Source organism: Polynucleobacter sp. MWH-UH23A (genome assembly GCF_040409805.1).
In the GTDB taxonomy this organism is placed as follows: Bacteria; Pseudomonadota; Gammaproteobacteria; order Burkholderiales; family Burkholderiaceae; genus Polynucleobacter.
On the sequence record NZ_CP099572.1, the window covers coordinates 1,879,747 to 1,901,774 of the forward strand.

A 22,028-nucleotide genomic window follows, 5' to 3' on the forward strand; every position below is an offset into this window, starting at 1 on the left:
AATGAAACAACGCACCTCTCTTCCATGCTTTTTGCTTGCTGCTGGCAGAGGAGAACGTATGCGTCCACTGACAGATACGCTACCAAAACCTTTATTGACAATACAAAATAAATCCCTACTAGCATGGCACCTGGAGGCACTAGCAGATGCAGGAATTAAAAAGGTGGTGATTAATCACGCATGGCTTGGTCACAAGATTGAGGAATCTCTTGGCAATGGAAACCAATTTGGCCTCCAAATCCAATATTCACCAGAAGAAACCGCACTTGAAACTGCCGGCGGAATAGCAAAGGCGCTACCTTTACTGCAAGCAGATGATTACTTTTTGGTCATTAATGGCGATGTGTTTTGTCCAAACCTACCAATACATCAAATTCTGGAAGAAGTTTCTAGAATAAAAAATCAGTCGAGTCCTGTATTGGCACATCTATTAATGGTGCCAAACCCCGTTCAGCATCCAAACGGTGATTTTTATCTTCAAGGTAATCGGATTAGTTCTCAAGAACTAAGTGACTCTGAAAAGCTAACCTTTTCTGGAATAGGCATCTATCACAAAGATCTATTCCAAAACATTGAGATTGGTAGCCCAGCAAAATTAGCACCTCTATTAAGGGCGGCAATGGACCAAAACAAAGTATCTGGTGAAAAATATCCAGGACCATGGCACGATGTAGGTACACCACAACGCTTACAAGAACTCAATGCAGCATATGAATAAAACGGATATCTATCAAAATCGCAGAAATACTTTAGCGAAACATATTTTTGCCAAAACCGGCGGTGGTATTGCTGTTATCTCTACCGCCCCAGAGCTTACGCGCAACCGTGACAGTGAATTTCCCTATCGCCATGACAGCGACTTTTTTTATTTAACAGGCTTTGGAGAGCCAGGCGCTACCCTGGTCATGAAAGTTAGCGATAGCGGGAAATCACATGCCGTCGAGTCTCACTTATTTTGCAGGCCGAAAGATCTTGAGCGTGAAATCTGGGATGGCATTCGTTTGGGGCCTGAGGCAGCACCCAAGGCATTAGGAATAGAGTTTGCTCACAGTAACCATGATCTTGATCAGAAGCTTGGTGAGTTGCTGGCGGATCAAACTGCGATATATATTCGATTGGCTGAAAATAAAGAAGCGGATGCGCAACTAAGACGTTGGATGAAACAAGTTCGTGCACAAGCGCGTAGCGGCATTAATCCGCCGTCAGAGTTGCACGATATTGAAGTGCTCATTCATGAAATGCGCTTATTTAAAGATGCGCATGAACTCGACATCATGCGTCGCGCTGCCGCTATTTCTGCGCGCGCCCATATTCGTGCCATGCAAATTTGCAAGCCTGGTATGCGCGAGTATCAATTAGAGGCTGAATTGCTTCATGAATTCCGTAATAGTGGCGCACAAAGTGTGGCATACAACAGCATTGTTGCTGGTGGTGCCAACTCTTGCATCCTTCACTATCGCGCCGGCTCTACCGAATTACGCAGTGGTGAGCTTTGCCTAATAGATGCAGGATGTGAATTAGATGGTTACGCTTCAGATATCACTCGCACCTTTCCAGTAAATGGCAAATTTACTGGGCCGCAACGTGCTCTATATGACATTACTCTTGCCGCCCAAGAGGCAGCAATTGCTATGACCAAGCCTGGCAACACTTTCATGCAACCCCATGAAGCAGCAGTCAAAGTGCTGACACAAGGTTTATTGGATGAGAAGTTAATCAAGCTAAATGATGTTGGCTCTCTAGAGAATGCTATCGAAACGGGTGCCTATAGACGTTTTTATATGCACCGCACCTCTCATTGGCTAGGCATGGATGTGCATGATGTGGGCTCTTATAGAGAAGAAATTTCTCAGCCCCAAACAGAAAAACCTTGGCGCATTCTCAAGAGTGGAATGGTTATCACCATCGAGCCAGGCCTTTATATTAGGCCCGCTGATGATATTGATGAGTCTTTCTGGAACATTGGTATCCGTATAGAAGATGATGCCGTCATTAATGACTCGGGTTGCGAACTCATTTCTCGTGGAGTGCCAGTAAATGCCGACGAGATTGAAGCCTTAATGAAGCACTAATTATTTGCATTAGATCAATGAGTACTCATTCTTGCGATATCGTGATTCAAGGTGGTGGCCCTGTTGGGCTCGCTTGTGCCGCCTGGATATTGCAAAAACTTCCTGAAGCTAAACTTACTCTGGTAGATCGAAATCCCAGCAATGATGCTGATTTAAAAGCAGGGGATAGTCGTGGGATTGCGCTTTCTCATGGAAGCAAGCTATTGCTCGAAACGATCAGTGCTTGGCCTAAAGATTACGCTGAAATTCATCAAGTGCATGTCTCACAAGCAGGTCGCTTTGGAAGGGCATTAATGACTCGGGAGGAGCTTAATCAAAGTGCGCTCGGACATATTGTTCGCTATCACGATATTCACCTTGCATTGCGCCAAGCCTTAAGAGTCATTCAAGAAAAAAGCTCTCGTTTCCAATGGCTGCATGCGACTGATGACACCGCACAAGCAACGATTCAAGCTAAATGTATCGTGCATGCTGAGGGTGGTTTGTTTAAGAAACAAGATTGGGTAGAGTCTGGAAGAGACTATGGGCAATCAGCCCTTGTGGGCTTAGTTGAAGTAGAAAAGGCAGCCCCTCACCAAGCTTGGGAACGCTTCACCGCTGAGGGTCCACTAGCTATTCTGCCAAGTCATTACGGCCCAAACATATTGAATCTCGTATGGTGTGGCTCTCCTGAATCTTCGAAACATCGCCTGCAACTTAGTGACGCCGATTTTCTAAACTCCCTACAAAATGAATTTGGCTCTCGTATCGGTAAATTTTTGAAAGTGCAAGATCGTCGCTTATTTGAACTAGGTTTGAACTATCGCAAAGAAATTATTAAAGGCACTGAAGTTTGGATCGGCAATGCTGCACAAACTCTACATCCTGTTGCAGGCCAAGGACTCAATCTTGGATTAAGAGATTCCTTTTTACTTGCAGAAAAATTGAGTTGTGTTTTTGCAGGCCCTACTGAAGAGCAAACCTCCGCACAAATTCATAGTGCGCTAGAAGAGTATGCGCAAAGCCGAAAGGTAGACCGAACTGCCACGATCGGCTTGACAGACTTCATGGCCAGAATTTTCACATCAAATTTAGTGCCAATTGTCTTTGCACGCGGGTTAGCCTTATCGGCCCTTCAGTGGCTTCCACCAGTCAAGACAGCCTTAGCTCGCCAAATGATGTTTGGCAGGCGCTAAGAGCCTCTCAAGGCCTGTGAACGACCTTTATTTCTTAGCTTGATAGCCCTTTATCATCTGCTTAAAAAATAGGCAGATTAGGGCTTAAATGTGCTAAAGTGTCATGCTTTCCGCAAGACAAATAAACGCATCCCCCAGCCCTAATTCACAATAAATGAAGATTGGCCCTCATACCCTCGCAAATCGACTTTTTGTTGCCCCAATGGCCGGGGTTACAGACCGTCCATTTAGACAACTTTGTAAAACCCTAGGGGCTGGTTACGCTGTTTCAGAAATGGTGGCATCAAATGCCTTGCTTTGGAAAAGCGAAAAGACACAACGACGCGCAAATCATCAGGGTGAATTCAAGCCCATCGCCGTTCAAATTGCTGGCGCAGATCCCGCGATGATGGCTGCGGCCGCAAAAGTAAACGTCGATCATGGTGCGCAAATTATTGATATCAATATGGGATGCCCAGCAAAAAAAGTTTGTAATGTTGCTGCAGGATCGGCACTCTTACGCGATGAACCGTTAGTCAAAACAATTCTGGAAGCTGTAGTAAATGCTGTGGGCATTGGACCAAATGCGGTACCAGTGACATTAAAGATTCGTACGGGCTGGGATCGTGAGAATAAAAATGCATTAGAGATCGCTCGCATTGCCGAACAATCTGGTATCTCAATGCTGACAGTTCATGGTCGCACACGCGCCGATCTTTATCACGGAGAAGCAGAGTACGAGACTATTCAAGCTGTAAAAAATAGTATCAGGATTCCCGTGGTTGCCAATGGAGATATTGATACTCCCGAAAAAGCCGAGTACGTTTTAAAAACTACTGGCGCTGATGCCATCATGATTGGTCGTGCTGCACAAGGCAGACCTTGGATCTTTCGGGAAATTAATCACTATCTAAATACTGGTGACAAATTACCTATACCTGAAATAAATGAAATTCAAAGCATCATGAATGTTCATCTCCTAGATCATTATGAGTTCTATGGTGAGCATATTGGTCTTCGTACGGCTCGCAAACATATTGGTTGGTACTGTAAGGGCTTAAGAAACTCTCATGCATTCCGTCAGCGCATGAATACTGCTGATGACTGCAAAACACAGCTACAGATGGTGAACGATTATTTTGATGAGATGAAATCTCACTCTGATCGCCTTGTCTTTTTAGAAGCAGCCTAATTCATTTATTTTGACTTATTCACTTTTCCTATTTTTATTTTTTAGCATTTATTGATTTATATGAGCAACAAGCACCCCATAACAGAATGTATTGAAACCCATCTTCAGGGCTACCTAAATGATCTTAAAGGTACTGCTCCAACCGATGTATATCAAATGGTATTAGCAGTAGTAGAGAAACCAATGTTAGAGCTCGTAATGCGCCATGCTAAGCAAAACCAATCGCTAGCAGCACAGTATCTGGGCATCAACCGCAATACCTTACATAAAAAATTAGTCGAGCATCAGCTTCTAAAGTAATTTGCAAATTTCCTTCAAGCTATTTAGCCATTAATTCATTTACTCATCTATCAATATGATCCGCACAGCACTCCTATCCGTCTCCGATAAAAATGGTATCGTACCCTTTGCTAAAGCCTTACATGATCAAGGCATCAAACTCATTTCAACTGGCGGCACGGCTAAATTATTGGCAGAGAATCAATTACCAGTGGTGGAAGTTTCTTCCTTGACCAAGTTTCCAGAAATGCTCGATGGACGCGTTAAAACTCTGCACCCCATGGTGCATGGCGGTTTACTGGCACGTAGGGACTTTCCTGAGCACATGGCAGCACTTAAAGAGCACGGTATTGATACTATCGATATGCTGGTGATCAACCTCTATCCCTTTAATGAAACCGTTGCCAAAGAAGATTGTTCTTTTGAAGATGCAGTAGAAAATATTGATATTGGCGGTCCAGCGATGTTACGTGCGGCCGCCAAAAATCATCGGGATGTCACAGTACTGATTTCTCCCGAAGATTACACGCCCGTTCTAGCGGAGATGAAAGCAAACAACAATACCGTCTCCTATAAAACCAACTTGAGTCTCGCTAAAAAAGTATTTGCACATACAGCCCAGTACGATGGTGCAATTGCTAACTACCTATCTGCCTTGGGCGATGATTTGAATCACAAAGCGCGTTCAGCTTATCCAGAAACCCTGCATCTTGCTTTTGAAAAAGTCCAAGAGATGCGCTATGGTGAAAACCCACATCAATCAGCCGCTTTTTATAAAGATATCTATCCTGTTGCTGGCGCACTCGCTAATTACAAGCAATTGCAAGGCAAAGAGTTGTCTTATAACAATATTGCTGACGCAGACTCTGCTTGGGAATGCGTGAAAAGCTTTACTGGCAATGCTGACGGTGCTGCAGCCTGCGTCATCATCAAACATGCAAATCCTTGTGGTGTTGCAGTGGCGGCAAACGCGCTTGAGGCCTACCAAAAGGCATTCAAAACAGATCCGAGCTCTGCATTTGGCGGAATTATTGCCTTTAATGTTCCATGCGATGGTACGGCGGCTGAAGCGATTTCAAAACAATTTGTTGAAGTGTTAATTGCACCTAGCTTTAGTGAAGAAGCGAAAGCCATTTTTGCAGCCAAGCAAAATGTTCGCCTTCTCGAAATTACATTGGGCACTGCGTTTAATACTTATGACTTCAAACGTGTAGGCGGTGGATTATTAGTCCAATCACCTGACGCAAAAAATGTCTTACAAAATGAAATGCGCGTAGTTAGTAAGAGACAGCCAACTCCAAGCGAAATGAATGACATGATGTTTGCATGGCGTGTTGCTAAATTTGTTAAATCCAATGCAATTGTGTATTGCGCTAACGGCATGACTTTGGGTATTGGCGCAGGCCAAATGAGCCGCGTTGACTCCGCGCGCATGGCAAGCATCAAAGCGGAGAATGCTGGTCTTAGTCTCAAAGGTTCAGCAGTAGCCAGTGATGCCTTCTTCCCGTTCCGCGATGGTCTAGATGTTGTGGTGAATGGTGGCGCTAGCTGTGCAATTCAGCCAGGCGGCAGTATGCGCGATGAAGAAATCATTGCCGCTGCCGATGAGCATGGGATTGCCATGATCTTTACTGGCACACGACACTTCCGTCACTAGGCTTTCAGAGAAGATAGGCTGATCAATATTCATGCGTTGGATCGGAATTGACCCAGGTCTACGTACTACTGGTTTTGGCGTCATTGATGTCGAAGGCCAGAAGCTGACATATGTAGCCTCGGGAACAATCGAAAGTGGAGACCCTGCCAAAGGATTGCCAGATCGACTAGGAACTCTTTATCAGGGTGTAAAAGAAGTTCTCGACACCTATCATCCAGAGTCTGCTGCAATTGAAGAAGTCTTTCTCAATGTCAATCCACGCTCTACCCTCATGTTGGGTCAAGCAAGAGGGGCAGTAATTGCTGCTTTAGTCTCAGCAAACTTACCCGTATCTGAATTTAGCGCATTAAGAGTCAAACAAGCGATTGTCGGTACTGGTCGAGCAGCCAAGCCCCAAGTACAAGAGATGGTGAAGCGTTTACTCAGGCTAAGTCGGGCGCCTGGAAGCGACGCATCGGATGCACTGGGAGTCGCGATTTGTGCGGCTCACCACGCACAAATTCCTAAGGCAATCACGTCTGCTTTAACACCCAAAAAATCTAGGCGCTAAGAGTAGTAGAAGCGATGTCAAAGTACATTACAGGTTAAGATCTTCATATGATTGGTCGCATTCAAGGAATCCTCGTTTCAGTTCACCCCCCTCGCTTATTGGTCGATTGCCAAGGCATTGGATATGAGGTGGATGTTCCGATGAGCACCCTATACCAATTGCCTCAAGTAGGACAAAAAATTACCTTACTGACTCACTTTCAGGTACGCGAAGATGCACAGCAGCTTTTTGGTTTTGCAACTGAAACAGAACGTGAAGCATTTAGACAGCTCATTAAGATTAGTGGCGTTGGCTCACGCACTGCTTTAGCCATTCTTTCCGGGATGAGCGTGAACGAGCTTGCCCAAGCTATTGCATTACAAGAAGCTAATCGCCTTACCCAAGTTCCTGGCATTGGCAAAAAGACTGCAGAACGACTTTGTTTAGAGCTCAAAGGAAAGCTTGCGCCTGATTTAGGAATAGCCCCAGGAAGAACCCATACGCCCGATACTAATAGCGAAGTCTTGCAGGCACTCTTATCTCTTGGTTATTCTGAGAAAGAAGCGCTCTTAGCGTTAAAGCAACTTCCGCCTGACACAACTGTATCCGACGGTATCCGTATGGGCTTAAAGTATTTATCGAAGGCTTAACCCGCCAAACCGAATAAACTCATAGCATGGCAATTCATACTGACGACCTAAGCTCTATCCCTGAGGATTTACCTGAAGGTAAAGATCGCCTTGTCAGTGGCGCCGCAGGAAACTCCGAAGCCATTTTTGAAAAAGCCTTGCGACCCAAGCAATTGGATGAATACGTCGGTCAAAGCAAAGCGCGTGCCCAATTAGAAATCTTTATCAGCGCTACCCGAGCACGACAAGAAGCGCTCGATCACGTTTTGTTATTTGGTCCTCCAGGTCTTGGCAAAACTACATTGGCACATATCATCGCCAGAGAACTTGGCGTAAATTTGCGCCAAACTAGCGGGCCTGTCTTAGATAGGCCAGGCGATCTTGCGGCTTTATTAACTAACCTAGAAGCAAATGATGTGCTTTTTATCGATGAGATTCATCGACTATCGCCAGTTGTAGAAGAAATTCTGTATCCCGCTTTAGAAGATTACAGCCTAGACATTATGATTGGCGAAGGACCAGCGGCCCGTAGCGTCAAGATTGATCTCAAACCATTTACTTTGATTGGCGCAACAACACGCGCTGGTATGTTGACCAATCCCTTACGCGATCGCTTCGGCATCGTTGCTAGATTAGAGTTCTATAACACCGAAGAACTCACAAAAATTATCGATCGCTCAGCAAATCTATTGAAAGCCAAGATTGATCCGGATGGATCAGTTGAGATTGCCAAACGTGCTCGTGGCACACCACGAATTGCAAACCGACTCCTACGTCGCGTACGCGATTATGCAGAGGTTAAAGGTACAGGAACGATTACCAAAGCTATAGCAGATGCCGCTTTGAAAATGCTAGATGTTGATCCTAGTGGGTTTGATGTCATGGACAGAAAACTACTGGAAGCCATTTTGCATAAGTTTGATGGTGGCCCTGTAGGAATTGATAACTTAGCCGCTGCAATTGGCGAAGAGCGCGATACCATTGAAGACGTACTCGAGCCCTATCTCATTCAACAAGGTTACCTACAGAGAACTTCACGTGGTCGCGTTGCTACGCGGCAAGCATACGAGCACTTCGGCCTGACTCCGCCAAGCGGAACAGGTAGCTTAGATATTTAATTAAAGCTGATTTAGCTAAGCGTAACCTTAGCAAACTTGCGTTTGCCTACTTGCACAACGTAAGTTCCTGCTTCAATCTTCACCTGCTTATCAGATACGGTTGTACCGTCAACCTTCACACCATTTTGCTCAACATTACGCATCGCCTCAGATGTGGATGGCGCCAAGCCAGCAGCCTTTAAGAGCGCTGCAATGCCCATGGGCGCACCAGATAAATTCACCTCTGGAATATCATCTGGAACACCGCCCTTCGCGCGGTGATTAAAGTCTTCTAGAGCCTTTTCTGCAGCAGCCTGTGAATGAAAACGCGCAACAATCTCTTGGGCAAGAAGTACTTTGCAATCTTTTGGATTACGTCCTGCGGCAACTTCCTGCTTCATCAAATCAATCTCAGACATGGGTCGGAATGACAGCAAGGTAAAGTAATCCCACATGAGATCATCAGAGATACTCAAAAGCTTACCGAACATATCGCCAGCGGGCTCGCTGATACCAATGTAGTTCCCTTTCGATTTACTCATTTTCTCAACGCCATCTAGACCTACCAGCAATGGCATAGTCAAAATGCATTGCGGCTCTTGACCATACTCCCTCTGGAGCTCACGACCAACGAGTAAATTAAATTTTTGATCGGTTCCACCGAGCTCTAGATCACTCTTGAGCGCGACTGAGTCATAACCTTGCATCAGTGGATACAAAAACTCATGAATTGAAATCGGCACGCCGTTGCGATAGCGCTTTGTGAAGTCATCACGCTCTAACATTCGTGCAACAGTATGTTTAGCAGCTAGCTGAATCATGCCCCTAGCTCCTAAAGGATCGCACCACTCGCTGTTGTAACGTACTTCTGTTTTAGCCGGATCTAAAACCATACTCGCTTGGCGATAGTAGGTCTCCGCATTCACAGCAATCTCTTCTGCGGTTAATGGAGGGCGAGTTGCATTGCGACCAGATGGATCGCCAATCATGCTCGTGAAATCACCAATCAAGAAAATCACTGTATGACCTAAATCTTGTAATTGGCGTAACTTATTCAAGACAACGGTATGACCCAAATGAATATCTGGCGCAGTTGGATCTAGGCCCAACTTAATACGCAAAGGAGTCTTGGTGGCCTGACTACGAGCCAATTTCTGGACCCAGTCAGCCTCTACCAACAGCTCATCGCAACCACGCTTCGTGATTTCGAGGGCAGCAAAAACCTCTGGGGTTAAGGGATATTTTTGTTCTGGTTTATCCGTCATGCTGATTCTGATAACTGATACAGTTAAATTAGTATTTAAATTGCTAAAGCATAATTGTCGCATTCCTGAGAACAAAGCCTAGAACCCCATGAATCAGCCCCATTCCCTCTATATCGGCATCATGTCAGGCACCAGCCTAGATGGGATTGATGCGGTGCTTGCCAAAATTGGCCCGAACGGGGAGGCTGTTGCCCTGGAAGCGGTAAGCCTCCCCTTTCAGCCAGAATTGCGTAAAGCCTTATTTGAGCTTCAAAGCCCTGGTCCTAATGAGCTTCATCGCGACAAACAGGCCGGAAATGCCCTAGCTTTTGCATATGCAGATGCGGTCAAACAGTTACTCGCAAAATCAAAATTGCATGCCTCTGATATTGCCGCTATTGGCGCTCATGGACAAACTGTTCGTCATCAACCGCAACTCGGCGAGCTTGCTTACACACACCAAACACTGAATCCCGCACTTCTTGCCGAAAAAACAGGAATCACAGTCATTGCTGATTTTAGAAGTCGAGACATTGCCGCAGGTGGCCATGGCGCGCCTTTAGTTCCTGCATTTCATGCACAGCAATTTTCATCGACAGAAGATATTGCCGTTCTGAACATCGGCGGCATAGCAAACTTGACCTTACTACCAGCAAACGGAGAGGTTTCAGGCTTTGATTGTGGGCCAGGAAATATGTTGATGGATGCCTGGATATATGAGCATCAAGGAAATGCCTTTGATAAAAATGGCAACTGGGCAAGCCAAGGAAATCCTAATCAAGCCCTGCTCAAAAATTTTTTAGCGGATTCTTTTTTCTCAAAAGCACCACCTAAAAGTACTGGCCGAGATGATTTTCATCTTGCTTGGTTGCAAGAAAAACTTGGAAATGAAAACCATACCTTGGAAGACGTGCAAGCAACCTTGCTTCACCTCACCGCACACTCATCATTAGAGGCGCTTGCTCGTCATGCCCCGAAAACCCAGAAGCTCATTGTGTGTGGCGGTGGCGCCCGCAATACCGCCCTAATGAACTTACTTAAATCCAAGAGTGCTGAATTCTTTAAGCATCCCCTAGAAATTACTACCAGCGATACCGAGGGGATTGATCCACAACTAGTTGAAGGCTTAGCCTTTGCATGGCTTGCCTGGGCTCACCAACAAAAACGGCCAGCAAATTTGCCAGCCGTCACAGGATCTAAGGGACCTAGAATTCTAGGTGCTTGCTATCCCGCTTAAATGCATTAATTGTTCTTACGCAGAAAAAGAAGAGCCACAACCACAAGTCGTTGTTGCATTTGGATTTTTGATAACAAATTGAGATCCATTAATGTCTTCTTTGTAATCAATTTCAGCGCCAACTAAATACTGGAAACTCATTGAGTCCACCAATAATGTCACGCCGTTTTTTTCAAACTGGGTGTCGTCTTCGTTTACAGCATCATCAAAGGTAAAGCCATACTGGAAACCAGAGCAACCACCACCTTGAACGAATACACGCAACTTCAACTCTGGATTACCTTCTTCTGCAATCAAGTCAGCCACTTTAGCGGCAGCAGCATCTGTAAACACCAAAGGGGTTGGTGGCTCAGCTAAGTCTTGTGTAGTTTGCGTAGCCAATTCAGTCATGATTTACTCCTAATTCAAAAGGCAATGTCTTATTTTAGGCTTTTAATGCCTAACTTGCTGAAGGGGAATAAATTCATACCCCCACGATCATTAAGGCGATACAGCAATCTGGGTAAGACCTGTGGTTTCAGGCAAGCCAAACATTAAATTCATGCACTGCACACCCTGTCCAGAAGCACCTTTTACTAGGTTATCCTCCACGACCAAAATGACTAATGTATCGCCACCGCCTGGACGATGGATTGCAATCCGAATCCCATTGCTACCCCGTACCGAACGAGTCTCAGGATGACTGCCAGCAGGCATCACATCCACAAAAGGCTCATCCTTATAAAAGTTCTCATAGAGCTTCTGATAATCCACATCTTTACCAGCCTCGGTCAAACGTACATATAAGGTCGAATGAATTCCCCGCACCATCGGCGTGAGGTGTGGCACAAAGGTCAAGCCAATTTGATCATGACCAGCAATCGCTTTTAAACCTTGTACGATTTCAGGAAGATGGCGGTGACCTTTAACACCATAGGCTTTGAAGTTATCACTTGCCTCGGACAACAAAGTACCAATCTCGGCCTTACGTCCAGCACCAGAAGTGCCCGACTTCGAATCCGAAATAATATGCTCGCCATCAATCAACTGCTTTCCACCCGTCGACTTTGGTGAAAACAATGGTGCAAGTCCTAGCTGCACTGATGTTGGATAGCATCCAGCCAAACCGACGACACGCGCCTTCTTAATTTCTTCGCGATTAATTTCCGCCAAGCCATATACCGCTTCAGCCAAAATTTCTGGACAGCTATGCTCCATGCCATACCACTTGGCAAACTCTTTCACATCCTTTAAACGAAAGTCAGCAGCAAGATCCAAAATCTTGACATTATTTGCTAACAACTCTTTTGCTTGAGACATTGCAACACCGTGAGGTGTCGCAAAGAAAACCACATCGCATTCATTCAGTTTGGCCTCATCTGGAGTTGTAAATTTCAGATCAACGCGACCACGCAATGATGGGAACATCTCAGCTACTGGCATGCCAGCTTCTGTGCGAGAAGTAATAGCGACGATCTTGACCTCAGGATGTTGTGCCAATAAACGCAACAATTCCACTCCGGTGTATCCAGTACCGCCAACGATGCCAACTTTAATCATGTCTTTCCCCAAGATGCCCAAATCGAGAAATGGTATTCAAACTCTATATACCTCATTGTAGAAACAAAAAGGGCCGCTTGCGCGACCCTTTCGATAAAACAACAGCGACCGAAAGAAATTAGCGCTTGCTGAACTGCTTACGACGACGCGCGCCATGCAGACCAACTTTTTTACGCTCAACTTCACGAGCATCGCGAGTAACCAAACCTGCCTTAGACAGAGTAGGCTTCAACGCATTGTCATAATCGATCAAAGCACGTGTTACGCCGTGACGTACCGCACCAGCTTGGCCTGTCTCGCCACCACCAGATACGTTTACTTTGATATCAAAGGTAGTGAGGTGAGATGTGAGAGCCAAAGGCTGACGAGCAATCATGCGTGATGTTTCACGAGCAAAATAAGCATCGATAGGCTTACCGTTAACAGTAATTTCGCCTTTGCCAGACTTGATGAAAACGCGCGCAACAGAACTCTTGCGGCGACCTGTACCGTAATTCCAACTTCCGTAATTAATAGCCATTTGGTTTCCTTAAATCTCTAACGCTTTTGGCTGTTGAGCCGCATGCGGATGATTAGCGTCGCCATAGACTTTCAATTTCTTGATCATGGCGTAGCCGAGTGGGCCTTTTGGCAACATACCTTTCACAGCCTTCTCCAAGGCGCGACCTGGGAAACGGTCTTGCATCTTGTCAAAGTTCGTCTCGGAAATACCACCTGGGTATCCGCTGTGACGGTAATACATTTTGTTCAAGCCTTTAGTGCCTGTAACACGTAACTTAGATGAATTGATCACGACGATAAAGTCGCCAGTGTCAACGTGTGGAGTGAATTCAGGCTTGTGCTTGCCGCGTAGACGGTGTGCCACTTCACTGGCGACACGACCGAGGACTTTGTCCGTTGCGTCAATCACGAACCATTCACGCTTTACCTCATGGGATTTTGCGGAAAAAGTTTTCATGATTTCTCAAATTGTTATAGTCAAAAAATACTCCAATCAAACAACATCCACTTTGGCCCTGCTTATGTTTGCAAGCTCGCAGATTCAGCGATTTAACTGGTACAACGATTGCCGCTGACTATTCGACAATCCAGTAAAGCCTTGAATTGTAACCCAAAAAAAACCCAGGAACTAGTCCTGGGTTGGAATCCACCTATGTTTGGGTGGAGGAGACACTGGGAGGTAAGTCGCAGTCTTGTATAAGACTGACTACCAATATGGTCATTCTACACAAAGAACTTACTGCAATGCAAGAAAATTGACCAAAATCAATAATTTTATGTTGCCCTGCAACAACTATGAACCCATTAAAAATTGATAAACTATTGATAATATTGATTAATTTTGTAAGTTAGGAGTCACTAATATGGAATGTCGAGTTTCTTGGTTGGGTAATGGCGGCATGACTTTTTCTGCAGAAACTGGCAGCGGGCACCTTGTAAACATGGATGGTGCCCCTGAAGCAGGAGGTAGAAACCTAGCCCCAAGGCCAATGGAGCTCATTTTGGCTGGCGCCGGGGGCTGCTCAGCCTTTGATGTCGTATTGATCCTACAAAGATCCCGTCAGGCTGTTAGTGGCTGTGAGGTGACCCTACAGGCAGAAAGGGCGACCGAGGACCCAAAAGTGTTCACCAAAATCAACTTGCACTTCAAGGTCAGGGGCAAAGATTTGGATACGGCAAAAGTAGATCGCGCCGTCAAACTATCACATGAAAAGTACTGTTCTGCCACAACAATGCTGGCAAAAACTGCTGAGCTGACATACAGCGTTCAAGTAATTGCAGAATAAGTGCAGAGTCAATCGATAAGCCGGATTCTGTCGCCTAAATTTTCATTTAGGGGCAATCATTCCTCTAGGCCGTCAGTTACCTGACGGCTCAAGCTCCCTACCCGCAGACTCAGCGGGACGCCTCATCGTCTGCATACTTGGGATTGCTCCAGGTGGAGGTTACCGCGTTTCACCGTAACTAAATACGCTCGTCTCTGTGGCCCTGTTCCTCACGTCACCGTGGATGGCCATTAGCCATCACCCTACCCTATGGAGTCCGGACTTTCCTCCCCCTCAACAAAGAGGCGGCGATTGCCTAATTGACTCTGCGCCTGCAGTCTAACGCAGTCAGAGCAAATTAGCTGATAAAAATAAAAGTGTCGATTAAACCAATGACCAAGCAATTGTTTCACTGGCACGCAGTGGAACAATCGTTGCGTCACCCAATGGCAATTCCGCTGGAATAGCTTGGGGCTGTTTGGACAATGTAATTTTTTTTGTGTTGCGCGGCAAAGCATAAAAGTCGGGACCAAAGAAACTGGCGAAACCCTCTAATTTGTCTAGCTTGCCAACACTCTCGAATGCTTCAGCATACAAACCTAATGCATTGAAGGCACTATAGCAACCCGCACAACCACAAGCAGCCTCTTTCGCTCCCTTAGCATGAGGAGCGCTATCCGTACCCAAGAAGAAACGTGAATTTCCACTAGTAGCAGCTTCAACTAAAGCAACTCGATGCTCTTCACGCTTTAATACTGGCAGGCAGTAGTTATGAGGACGAATACCTCCAGCAAAAATAGCATTGCGATTCATCAACAAATGCTGAGGCGTAATCGTTGCCGTAATAATATTTTTACCGCCAGTGTGAGCATCTCGTACGTAGTGAGCAGCTTGCTTAGTAGTGATATGTTCAAACACAATCTTTAATTCAGGAAAATCTTTACGTAATGGCTCCAGCACAGAGTCAATAAATACCGCTTCACGATCAAAGATATCAATATCGGCACTAGTCACTTCACCATGCACCAGCAATGGCATACCAACGGCTTGCATCGCCTCTAGCGCTTGATAACAACGCTTAATGTCACTAACGCCAGCATCGCTATTTGTTGTAGCCCCAGCGGGATATAACTTAAAACCAGCAATACCCTCGACCTTTGCTTTGCGAACCTCATCGGCAGTGGTGTTATCGGTGAGATACAAGGTCATCAGTGGAGTAAAGCTAGTAATGCCTAAAGCCTTTAAGTTGGCTTCAATTCTGGATTGGTATGCTTTTGCTAACTCTACAGTAGTCACTGGTGGCTTTAAATTCGGCATGATAATTGCGCGCGCAAATTGACGCGCAGTGTCAGCCAAGACATCTTTCATCACATCACCATCACGAATATGTAAATGCCAGTCATCTGGCTGGATCATTTCAATTCTTGAGAGCGTATTTAAATTCGACATAATTATTTATTAAGCAAGATGATGCGGAAATCATTGACATTCGTAAGTGTAGGGCCAGTTTCCACTAAAGCACCCAATTGCGCAAAGAATCCATAGCAGTCATGGGCGACTAAATATTCTTTTGGCTCTAGATTCATCGCTTTAGCAGACTCTCGAATACCGCCATCAAACCATGCGCCCGCATTCTTTTCACTACCATCAATGCCATCAGTATCCGCTGCTAATGCAGCCATCTTAGGCAAATCAGCGCTATTGGCAAACAGTGAAAGTAGGTATTCACTGCAACGGCCACCACGACCCTTAGTCTCCGCAGGGATCGTCACGGTACATTCGCCACCAGAAATTAGCGCAAGAGGTTTATCTGCTTTATCCATCTTTGCCAAATACTCGCGTGCCAACTGTGCCTGCATCGCTCCCACTTCCTGAGCTTCACCCGTAATCGTATCGCCCAATACAATAGACTCATACCCATGAGCATAGACAAAATTTGCGGCGGCCTCTAGGCTCTTATAAGCGGTTGCAATGACATGATTAGATACTCTTGCACTCACTAGATCAGCATCTTTTAGAGTTTCAGGTTTCTGACCTGCCAAGCCTTGCTTCAGATGATTCATTACTGATTCTGGAATCAGTTCTTGCAAGCGATAGGACTCAATAATATTAAGTGCATCTAAATAAGTTGAATAATCAGCTGCACAAGGGCCACTTGCAATATCCGCAGGCGAATCACCAGTAACATCTGAAATCAACAATGCCTCCACTCGTGCACCACGAGCAATTGCACATCTCGCAAGATTTCCTCCTAAGATCGCAGATAAGTGCTTGCGGACAATATTCATCTCTTCAATAGGCGCACCGCTACGAAGCAATGCTTCGGTGGTCTTACGCATATCATCGATAGAAATTCCTTCGACTGGCAGCGTTAACAAACTGGATCCACCACCAGAAACCAAAGCAATTAATACATCACCCTCTTTGAGAGCTTGTGTTAGTTCCAATATAGCTTTAGCACCATTCATCCCTGCTTGGTCTGGCACCGGATGACCCGCTTGAATGATTTGAATGTCAGAAGTGGGTGAGCTATGTCCATAGCGAGTTAATACAACACCTTCCATCTTGACTTGAGGCCAATGTTCTTTAGCGTACGTTTCTAAAGCACTTGCCATAGATGCGCTTGCCTTGCCAGCACCCACTACTAAACATCTCCCCTTAGGCTCTTGCCCCGCTGGAAATATCTTTGCTAAATATTGAGGAACAATCACTTGCGGATCTGCTACTGCCACCGCCGCAGCAAAGGCATTTTTGAGAATGGTCTCGGTACGTATTGGCTGGGAATGTTGCTGCGTCATTGGTCTATTCTAATCAAGCCCTGCACGCTCTTGCATTTGCCACATCTCGGCATATTTGCCTTTGGCTGACAATAGCTCTAGATGAGTACCCCGCTCTACTATCCGCCCATGATCCATCACCAAAATTTGATCGGCGTGAATAATGGTCGAAAGACGATGCGCAATAATGAGTGTCGTACGATTTTTTGCCAAATTGAATAATTCTTCCTGAAATGCACGCTCTGTTTTGGAGTCCAAGGCAGATGTAGCTTCATCAAAAATCAGCATTGCTGGTTTTTTTAATAGCGTTCTTGCAATAGCAACGCGTTGCTTCTCCCCACCTGATAACTTTAAGCCCCGTTCACCCACCTGAGTTTGATAAGCATCCGGCAAGTGCTTAATAAAGCCATCTATTTGAGCAGCTCTAGCGGCTTCCTGCACTTCTTCAAAACTCGCAGAAGGGTCACCGTATGCGATGTTGTAACCGATGGTGTCATTAAACAAGACGGTGTCTTGTGGAACGATGCCGATAGCTTTACGCAAACTTAACTGCGTCACATCTTGAATGTTTTGACCATCAATGATGATTTTTCCTGACTGCACATCGTAAAAGCGGAATAACAATCGTGCCAAAGTACTCTTGCCGGCGCCACTCTGACCCACAACCGCGGTCGTTGTACCTGCTGGAATATTAAAACTAACGTTGTGAAGAATTTCTCGCTTACTTTCATAATAGAAAGAGACATTCTCAAAACGCACATCGGGACCGCGACTCGGGTTGTCAATATGCAAGGGATGCGCATTGGGAGAGTCCGCAATTTCTTTTTCTGTGTTGAGCAAAGAAAACATACGATCCATATCTGTGAGGGATTGCTTAATTTCGCGATAGATGACCCCCAGAAAATTTAAAGGGATATACAACTGAATCATTAAGGTATTGACCAATACCAGGTCGCCCAGCGTCATCGATCCATTTACGACTCCAAGCGTGGCGCGCCACAAAATCAACATCAAACCAATCGCAATAATGATCTGCTGACCTAAATTGAGGAAAGCTAAAGTTTTCTGGGATTTAATGGCTGCAACTTGATAACGTAAAAGATTGTCATCGTATCTGGCAGTCTCAAAAGCTTCATTACCAAAATATTTAACAGTCTCGAAGTTCAATAAGGAGTCAATTGCCTTTTGATTGGCTTTTGAGTCCATTTCATTCATAGCGCGACGATAGTGTGTACGCCACTCGGTCACCACAATCGTGAATGCAATGTACAAAACTAAAGCTACAAGAGTGATTGCTGCAAACCAGATGTCGTATGAGTATGCGAAGTAGCCAAGCACTAAGCAGAACTCAATTAAGGTCGGCAAAATACTGTAGAGCGAATATGAAATCAGTGACTGAATGCCTCGAGTACCGCGCTCAATATCTCGACTCACACCACCCGTTTGACGAGCTAAATGAAAGCTAAGAGCAAGTGAATGTAAATGCTCAAAAACCTGAAGCGCTACCTTGCGTACCGCATTTTGAGTGACGCGAGCAAATAAGGCTTCACGTAGCTCGGCAAATAAAGAGGCTGAGATTCTTAATAAGCCATAAGCAACAATGATGCCAACAGGAACAACTAATATTGCTTGAGGGGAGTTCGCCTTAATATCCAAAGAGTCAATTAACTCTTTCATCAAAATTGGAATGCCTAAATTGGCGAACTTCGCAGCGACTAAACAGCTTAGAGCCAAAATGACTCTAAAGCGATATTCCAGTAAATAAGGGAGAAGATCGCGAATAACGCGCCAATCACCACGCTGAGACGTATTTAACTCGCCGCTAGACCGATGTTGACCCGATGAATGTCTCATCGTCCTATCTTATTCGCTTCCGCTTCACTTTGCTGAGAATAAGCTCATAATGGCTTCGCCATTGCTACGAGAAAAGCATTTCTTTGCAGCTTCTTCAAATGGCAACCATTCGTAGGCAACATGCTCCCGTGGCGCTAACCGAATCTGAATCCCATCGGGCACTTCAAGTGAAAACCAATGTTCAGTATTGCGGGTAACACCAGGGGCATAACGAAAGCGCCACTCAGGATAGATTTCGTATTCAATACGGTGATGCATATCGCGCAGAGATCCAGCTGGCAATTGATCAACGGCAATACCCGTCTCTTCCAACACCTCTCTGCTTGCTGCTAAAGCCAAATCTTCATTTGGCGCATCTAGGCTGCCAGTGACAGACTGCCAGAACCCTTGACGATCAGCACGTTCTATCAATAAAACATCCCTATTCGATTTGTAGATAACAACTAAAACCGAAATAGGGATTTTCAAGATAGATACTACTGGTTGATTTAAGTAGCTTATGCTGCAGGCGTAGCTTGACGCAAGCGAATATGTAATTCACGCAACTGACGCTCATCTACTGGGCTTGGAGCCTGAGTTAATAAACATTGCGCGCGCTGTGTTTTAGGGAAAGCGATCACATCGCGAATTGACTCAGCACCAGTCATCATCGTAACAATGCGATCCAAACCAAATGCAATACCACCATGTGGAGGTGCGCCATACTGCAAAGCATCTAACAAGAAGCCAAACTTTGCTTGCGCTTCTTCGGCACCAATCTTTAGCGCACGGAATACTTGGCTCTGAACTGCCTCTTGATGAATACGCACAGAGCCGCCACCAATCTCACTGCCATTCAAAACCATGTCATACGCTTTAGCCAAACACTTGCCAGGATCGGTTTCTAGATACTGCATGTGCTCATCCTTAGGACTGGTAAATGGATGGTGACAAGCTACCCAGCGTGCTTCGCCCTCGTCATAGTCGAACATAGGGAAGTCAACAACCCATAAAGGCTTCCAACCTTCTGTAAAGAGGCCATGCTCTTTACCCCAAGCGGAATGACCAATGCGTAGACGCAAATTACCAATAGCGTCGTTCACAATCTTTTCTTTATCAGCACCAAAGAAGATAATGTCGCCATCTTTTGCGCCAGTGCGCTTCAAAATACCTTCAATCGCCGCGTCATGTAAATTCTTGACAATAGGTGATTGCAAACCATTGCGACCTTCCGCAACTGAATTCACCTTAATCCAAGCCAAACCTTTGGCGCCATAAATGCTAACAAACTGTGTGTAGTCATCAATTTCACTACGACTAATTTCAGCGCCGCCAGGTACGCATAAACCCACTACGCGCCCACCAACCTGATTTGCAGCGCCTGAAAACACCTTGAAATCAACATCTTTCATCAAATCTGTTAACTCGGTGAACTCAAAGTTCACACGAAGGTCAGGCTTGTCGGAACCAAAACGCGCCATACCCTCTGAATACGGCATCGTTGGGAATGGGTTTGGTAATTCAACATTCATGGTCTTTTTGAAAATATGGCGAATCATGTTTTCAAACAAATCTCGAATTTCTAATTCGCTTAAGAAAGCGGTTTCACAGTCTATCTGAGTAAATTCAGGCTGACGATCTGCGCGCAAATCTTCATCGCGGAAGCACTTGGTAATTTGGTAGTAACGATCAAAGCCCGCCACCATCAACAACTGCTTAAACAACTGGGGTGATTGTGGCAGCGCAAAGAACTGACCGTCATGTACACGTGATGGCACTAAATAGTCACGTGCACCTTCTGGCGTACTCTTAGTCAACATCGGGGTTTCAATATCGATAAAGCCAGCGTCATCTAAATAACGACGACACTCCATTGCAACGTTGTAACGTAAACGCAAGTTCTTTTGCATTTGCGGACGACGCAAGTCCAATACGCGATGTGTTAAACGTGTGGTCTCAGATAAGTTCTCATCATCAATTTGAAACGGTGGTGTTACTGAAGCATTCAGAATCACTAAGCTATGGCAGAGCACTTCAACCTTACCTGTTGCTAGGTCATTGTTTTCTGTACCTGCGGGACGTGCGCGCACAAGGCCTTTAATTTGAATGCAATACTCATTGCGCACCTGCTCTGCGAGCGCAAACATTTCTGGGCGATCTGGGTCACAAACTACTTGAACAAAACCTTCACGGTCACGCAAGTCAATAAAGATCACGCCTCCATGGTCACGACGGCGATTGACCCAACCTGAGAGAATGACCTCTTGGCCGATCAGTACATCTGTTACCTGGCCGCAATTATGGCTACGCATTGACATAACAATTTCCTATAAATCAAAAATGGTGTGGTAACTCTTGAGAAGTTAATCCACTGGAATTATTTGGGGGAACCGAACCCATTGAAACAATATGTTTCAATGCTTCCTCTACGCTCATCTCTAGTTCGATCGTTTGCGAACGTGGCACGATCATGAAAAAACCAGAAGTTGGATTTGGTGTAGTTGGTAGAAATACATTTACGTAACCATCACCCAATTTGCTAGTAACCTCTTTAGCAGGAGTTCCTGTTTGGAATGCAATTACCCAAGAGTCAGCATGTGGGTAGCGAATTAACAAAGCCTTACTAAAAGCCTGACCGCTACCAGAAAATAATGTTGAGGATACCTGCTGTACGCTGGAGTAAATTGAACGCACAACTGGAATGCGATTTACAAACTTATCCCAAACCTTAATCCACCACTGTCCTGCAAAACTAATCGCGAGAACACCAGTCAACACAATCACTGCAACCACAATCAAAATGCCTACACCAGGTAACTCTCTGAAATGCTGTAAATCTGCAGCAAACTGATGCGGGAAGATCGCAATAATGGCCTGCATGACAGAGCCAAAAACGCCATCAAGCAAGCCAAGTCCCCAAGTAATCACCCAAATGGTGACCGCCATGGGAGCCCATACAAGAATGCCAGCGATAAAGTATTTTTTCATGGTGTTTTGCCTAACCCGCTATTTTAGCGGGTTAG

General features: G+C 45.4%; 22 protein-coding genes and 1 other RNA gene. 11 read left to right on the forward strand and 12 right to left on the reverse strand.

Annotated elements, in window-relative coordinates; all coding sequences use genetic code 11:
• Position 1 precedes the first annotated feature (1 nt).
• The 9 genes from murU (at position 2) to ruvB (ending at position 8,630) form a co-directional block, all read left to right on the forward strand.
• Positions 2-718, forward strand: coding sequence for an N-acetylmuramate alpha-1-phosphate uridylyltransferase MurU (gene murU, locus NHB35_RS09760; protein ID WP_353432167.1), 717 nt, complete (start codon positions 2-4; stop codon positions 716-718).
• Entirely contained in the window at positions 711-2,072 is a 1,362-nt protein-coding gene (gene pepP / locus NHB35_RS09765; protein WP_353432168.1) for a Xaa-Pro aminopeptidase, read from the forward strand. The genes murU and pepP overlap by 8 nt, the downstream gene beginning before the upstream one ends.
• Before the next feature lie 17 nt (positions 2,073-2,089).
• Positions 2,090-3,247 carry an FAD-dependent monooxygenase gene (locus tag NHB35_RS09770; RefSeq protein WP_353432169.1) on the forward strand — a complete coding sequence of 386 codons (1,158 nt, stop codon included), beginning with the start codon at positions 2,090-2,092 and terminating at the stop codon, positions 3,245-3,247.
• 154 nt (positions 3,248-3,401) lie between these two features.
• Positions 3,402-4,418 (forward strand): tRNA dihydrouridine synthase DusB, encoded by a 1,017-nt coding sequence (gene dusB / locus NHB35_RS09775; protein ID WP_353432170.1) that lies wholly within the window; start codon positions 3,402-3,404, stop codon positions 4,416-4,418.
• A 60-nt stretch (positions 4,419-4,478) separates the two neighbouring features.
• Entirely contained in the window at positions 4,479-4,718 is a 240-nt protein-coding gene (locus NHB35_RS09780; RefSeq protein ID WP_215316311.1) for a helix-turn-helix domain-containing protein, read from the forward strand.
• Between the two features lie 55 nt (positions 4,719-4,773).
• A complete protein-coding gene (gene purH / locus NHB35_RS09785) occupies positions 4,774-6,354 on the forward strand; it encodes a bifunctional phosphoribosylaminoimidazolecarboxamide formyltransferase/IMP cyclohydrolase (protein ID WP_353432171.1) in 1,581 nt (526 codons plus the stop codon).
• A 31-nt stretch (positions 6,355-6,385) separates the two neighbouring features.
• Positions 6,386-6,904, forward strand: coding sequence for a crossover junction endodeoxyribonuclease RuvC (gene ruvC / locus NHB35_RS09790; protein WP_353432172.1), 519 nt, complete (start codon positions 6,386-6,388; stop codon positions 6,902-6,904).
• Between the two features lie 47 nt (positions 6,905-6,951).
• Entirely contained in the window at positions 6,952-7,533 is a 582-nt protein-coding gene (gene ruvA / locus NHB35_RS09795) for a Holliday junction branch migration protein RuvA (protein ID WP_353432173.1), read from the forward strand.
• Between the two features lie 26 nt (positions 7,534-7,559).
• Positions 7,560-8,630 carry a Holliday junction branch migration DNA helicase RuvB gene (ruvB, locus tag NHB35_RS09800; protein WP_353432174.1) on the forward strand — a complete coding sequence of 357 codons (1,071 nt, stop codon included), beginning with the start codon at positions 7,560-7,562 and terminating at the stop codon, positions 8,628-8,630.
• Between the two features lie 11 nt (positions 8,631-8,641).
• Here ruvB and tyrS read toward each other — a convergent pair whose 3' ends face one another.
• Positions 8,642-9,874, reverse strand: a complete 1,233-nt coding sequence (gene tyrS / locus NHB35_RS09805) for a tyrosine--tRNA ligase (protein ID WP_353432176.1) — start codon at positions 9,872-9,874, stop codon at positions 8,642-8,644.
• An 88-nt stretch (positions 9,875-9,962) separates the two neighbouring features.
• On the opposite strand from tyrS, the gene NHB35_RS09810 reads away from it, so the two are divergent.
• Positions 9,963-11,090, forward strand: a complete 1,128-nt coding sequence (locus tag NHB35_RS09810; RefSeq protein ID WP_353432177.1) for an anhydro-N-acetylmuramic acid kinase — start codon at positions 9,963-9,965, stop codon at positions 11,088-11,090.
• Positions 11,091-11,105: 15 nt separating this feature from the next.
• Here NHB35_RS09810 and erpA read toward each other — a convergent pair whose 3' ends face one another.
• The 4 genes from erpA to rplM form a co-directional block, all read right to left on the reverse strand.
• A complete protein-coding gene (erpA, locus tag NHB35_RS09815; protein ID WP_215316323.1) occupies positions 11,106-11,480 on the reverse strand; it encodes an iron-sulfur cluster insertion protein ErpA in 375 nt (124 codons plus the stop codon).
• A 90-nt stretch (positions 11,481-11,570) separates the two neighbouring features.
• A complete protein-coding gene (gene argC / locus NHB35_RS09820) occupies positions 11,571-12,629 on the reverse strand; it encodes an N-acetyl-gamma-glutamyl-phosphate reductase (RefSeq protein WP_353432178.1) in 1,059 nt (352 codons plus the stop codon).
• 118 nt (positions 12,630-12,747) lie between these two features.
• Positions 12,748-13,149, reverse strand: coding sequence for a 30S ribosomal protein S9 (gene rpsI, locus NHB35_RS09825; protein WP_173956463.1), 402 nt, complete (start codon positions 13,147-13,149; stop codon positions 12,748-12,750).
• A 9-nt stretch (positions 13,150-13,158) separates the two neighbouring features.
• The gene (rplM, locus tag NHB35_RS09830) at positions 13,159-13,587 is read right to left on the reverse strand and encodes a 50S ribosomal protein L13 (RefSeq protein ID WP_173956464.1); all 429 of its coding nucleotides are present in this window, start codon (positions 13,585-13,587) and stop codon (positions 13,159-13,161) included.
• Positions 13,588-13,993: 406 nt separating this feature from the next.
• On the opposite strand from rplM, the gene NHB35_RS09835 reads away from it, so the two are divergent.
• Positions 13,994-14,416, forward strand: a complete 423-nt coding sequence (locus NHB35_RS09835; protein WP_353432179.1) for an OsmC family protein — start codon at positions 13,994-13,996, stop codon at positions 14,414-14,416.
• Here the strand turns inward: NHB35_RS09835 and rnpB are convergent.
• From rnpB to NHB35_RS09870, 7 genes are all read right to left on the reverse strand, one after another.
• Positions 14,417-14,723: RNase P RNA component class A (gene rnpB, locus NHB35_RS09840), an RNA gene on the reverse strand.
• A gap of 56 nt (positions 14,724-14,779) precedes the next feature.
• Positions 14,780-15,844, reverse strand: a complete 1,065-nt coding sequence (gene pyrC, locus NHB35_RS09845) for a dihydroorotase (RefSeq protein ID WP_353432180.1) — start codon at positions 15,842-15,844, stop codon at positions 14,780-14,782.
• Between the two features lie 2 nt (positions 15,845-15,846).
• The gene (locus NHB35_RS09850; RefSeq protein ID WP_353432181.1) at positions 15,847-17,193 is read right to left on the reverse strand and encodes a glycerate kinase; all 1,347 of its coding nucleotides are present in this window, start codon (positions 17,191-17,193) and stop codon (positions 15,847-15,849) included.
• Between the two features lie 9 nt (positions 17,194-17,202).
• Positions 17,203-19,026 carry an ABC transporter ATP-binding protein/permease gene (locus NHB35_RS09855; RefSeq protein WP_353432182.1) on the reverse strand — a complete coding sequence of 608 codons (1,824 nt, stop codon included), beginning with the start codon at positions 19,024-19,026 and terminating at the stop codon, positions 17,203-17,205.
• A 24-nt stretch (positions 19,027-19,050) separates the two neighbouring features.
• Positions 19,051-19,494 carry a dihydroneopterin triphosphate diphosphatase gene (gene nudB / locus NHB35_RS09860; RefSeq protein ID WP_353432183.1) on the reverse strand — a complete coding sequence of 148 codons (444 nt, stop codon included), beginning with the start codon at positions 19,492-19,494 and terminating at the stop codon, positions 19,051-19,053.
• Positions 19,495-19,523: 29 nt separating this feature from the next.
• Positions 19,524-21,323 (reverse strand): aspartate--tRNA ligase, encoded by a 1,800-nt coding sequence (gene aspS, locus NHB35_RS09865; protein ID WP_353432184.1) that lies wholly within the window; start codon positions 21,321-21,323, stop codon positions 19,524-19,526.
• A gap of 16 nt (positions 21,324-21,339) precedes the next feature.
• Positions 21,340-21,993: a DUF502 domain-containing protein gene (locus tag NHB35_RS09870; RefSeq protein ID WP_353432185.1), complete on the reverse strand. Its 654-nt coding sequence runs from the start codon at positions 21,991-21,993 to the stop codon at positions 21,340-21,342.
• Positions 21,994-22,028: the final 35 nt, after the last annotated feature.

Coding starts and splice junctions, on each gene's coding strand:
- NHB35_RS09850 (WP_353432181.1), bottom strand. CDS start 17,193: ATGACGCAGCAACATTCCCAGCCAATACGTACCGAGACCATTCTCAAA.
- rplM (WP_173956464.1), bottom strand. CDS start 13,587: ATGAAAACTTTTTCCGCAAAATCCCATGAGGTAAAGCGTGAATGGTTC.
- dusB (WP_353432170.1), top strand. CDS start 3,402: ATGAAGATTGGCCCTCATACCCTCGCAAATCGACTTTTTGTTGCCCCA.
- pyrC (WP_353432180.1), bottom strand. CDS start 15,844: ATGTCGAATTTAAATACGCTCTCAAGAATTGAAATGATCCAGCCAGAT.
- NHB35_RS09855 (WP_353432182.1), bottom strand. CDS start 19,026: ATGAGACATTCATCGGGTCAACATCGGTCTAGCGGCGAGTTAAATACG.
- NHB35_RS09780 (WP_215316311.1), top strand. CDS start 4,479: ATGAGCAACAAGCACCCCATAACAGAATGTATTGAAACCCATCTTCAG.
- ruvA (WP_353432173.1), top strand. CDS start 6,952: ATGATTGGTCGCATTCAAGGAATCCTCGTTTCAGTTCACCCCCCTCGC.
- erpA (WP_215316323.1), bottom strand. CDS start 11,480: ATGACTGAATTGGCTACGCAAACTACACAAGACTTAGCTGAGCCACCA.
- NHB35_RS09770 (WP_353432169.1), top strand. CDS start 2,090: ATGAGTACTCATTCTTGCGATATCGTGATTCAAGGTGGTGGCCCTGTT.
- purH (WP_353432171.1), top strand. CDS start 4,774: ATGATCCGCACAGCACTCCTATCCGTCTCCGATAAAAATGGTATCGTA.
- argC (WP_353432178.1), bottom strand. CDS start 12,629: ATGATTAAAGTTGGCATCGTTGGCGGTACTGGATACACCGGAGTGGAA.
- NHB35_RS09810 (WP_353432177.1), top strand. CDS start 9,963: ATGAATCAGCCCCATTCCCTCTATATCGGCATCATGTCAGGCACCAGC.
- pepP (WP_353432168.1), top strand. CDS start 711: ATGAATAAAACGGATATCTATCAAAATCGCAGAAATACTTTAGCGAAA.
- murU (WP_353432167.1), top strand. CDS start 2: ATGAAACAACGCACCTCTCTTCCATGCTTTTTGCTTGCTGCTGGCAGA.
- tyrS (WP_353432176.1), bottom strand. CDS start 9,874: ATGACGGATAAACCAGAACAAAAATATCCCTTAACCCCAGAGGTTTTT.
- rpsI (WP_173956463.1), bottom strand. CDS start 13,149: ATGGCTATTAATTACGGAAGTTGGAATTACGGTACAGGTCGCCGCAAG.
- aspS (WP_353432184.1), bottom strand. CDS start 21,323: ATGTCAATGCGTAGCCATAATTGCGGCCAGGTAACAGATGTACTGATC.
- ruvB (WP_353432174.1), top strand. CDS start 7,560: ATGGCAATTCATACTGACGACCTAAGCTCTATCCCTGAGGATTTACCT.
- ruvC (WP_353432172.1), top strand. CDS start 6,386: ATGCGTTGGATCGGAATTGACCCAGGTCTACGTACTACTGGTTTTGGC.
- NHB35_RS09835 (WP_353432179.1), top strand. CDS start 13,994: ATGGAATGTCGAGTTTCTTGGTTGGGTAATGGCGGCATGACTTTTTCT.
- NHB35_RS09870 (WP_353432185.1), bottom strand. CDS start 21,993: ATGAAAAAATACTTTATCGCTGGCATTCTTGTATGGGCTCCCATGGCG.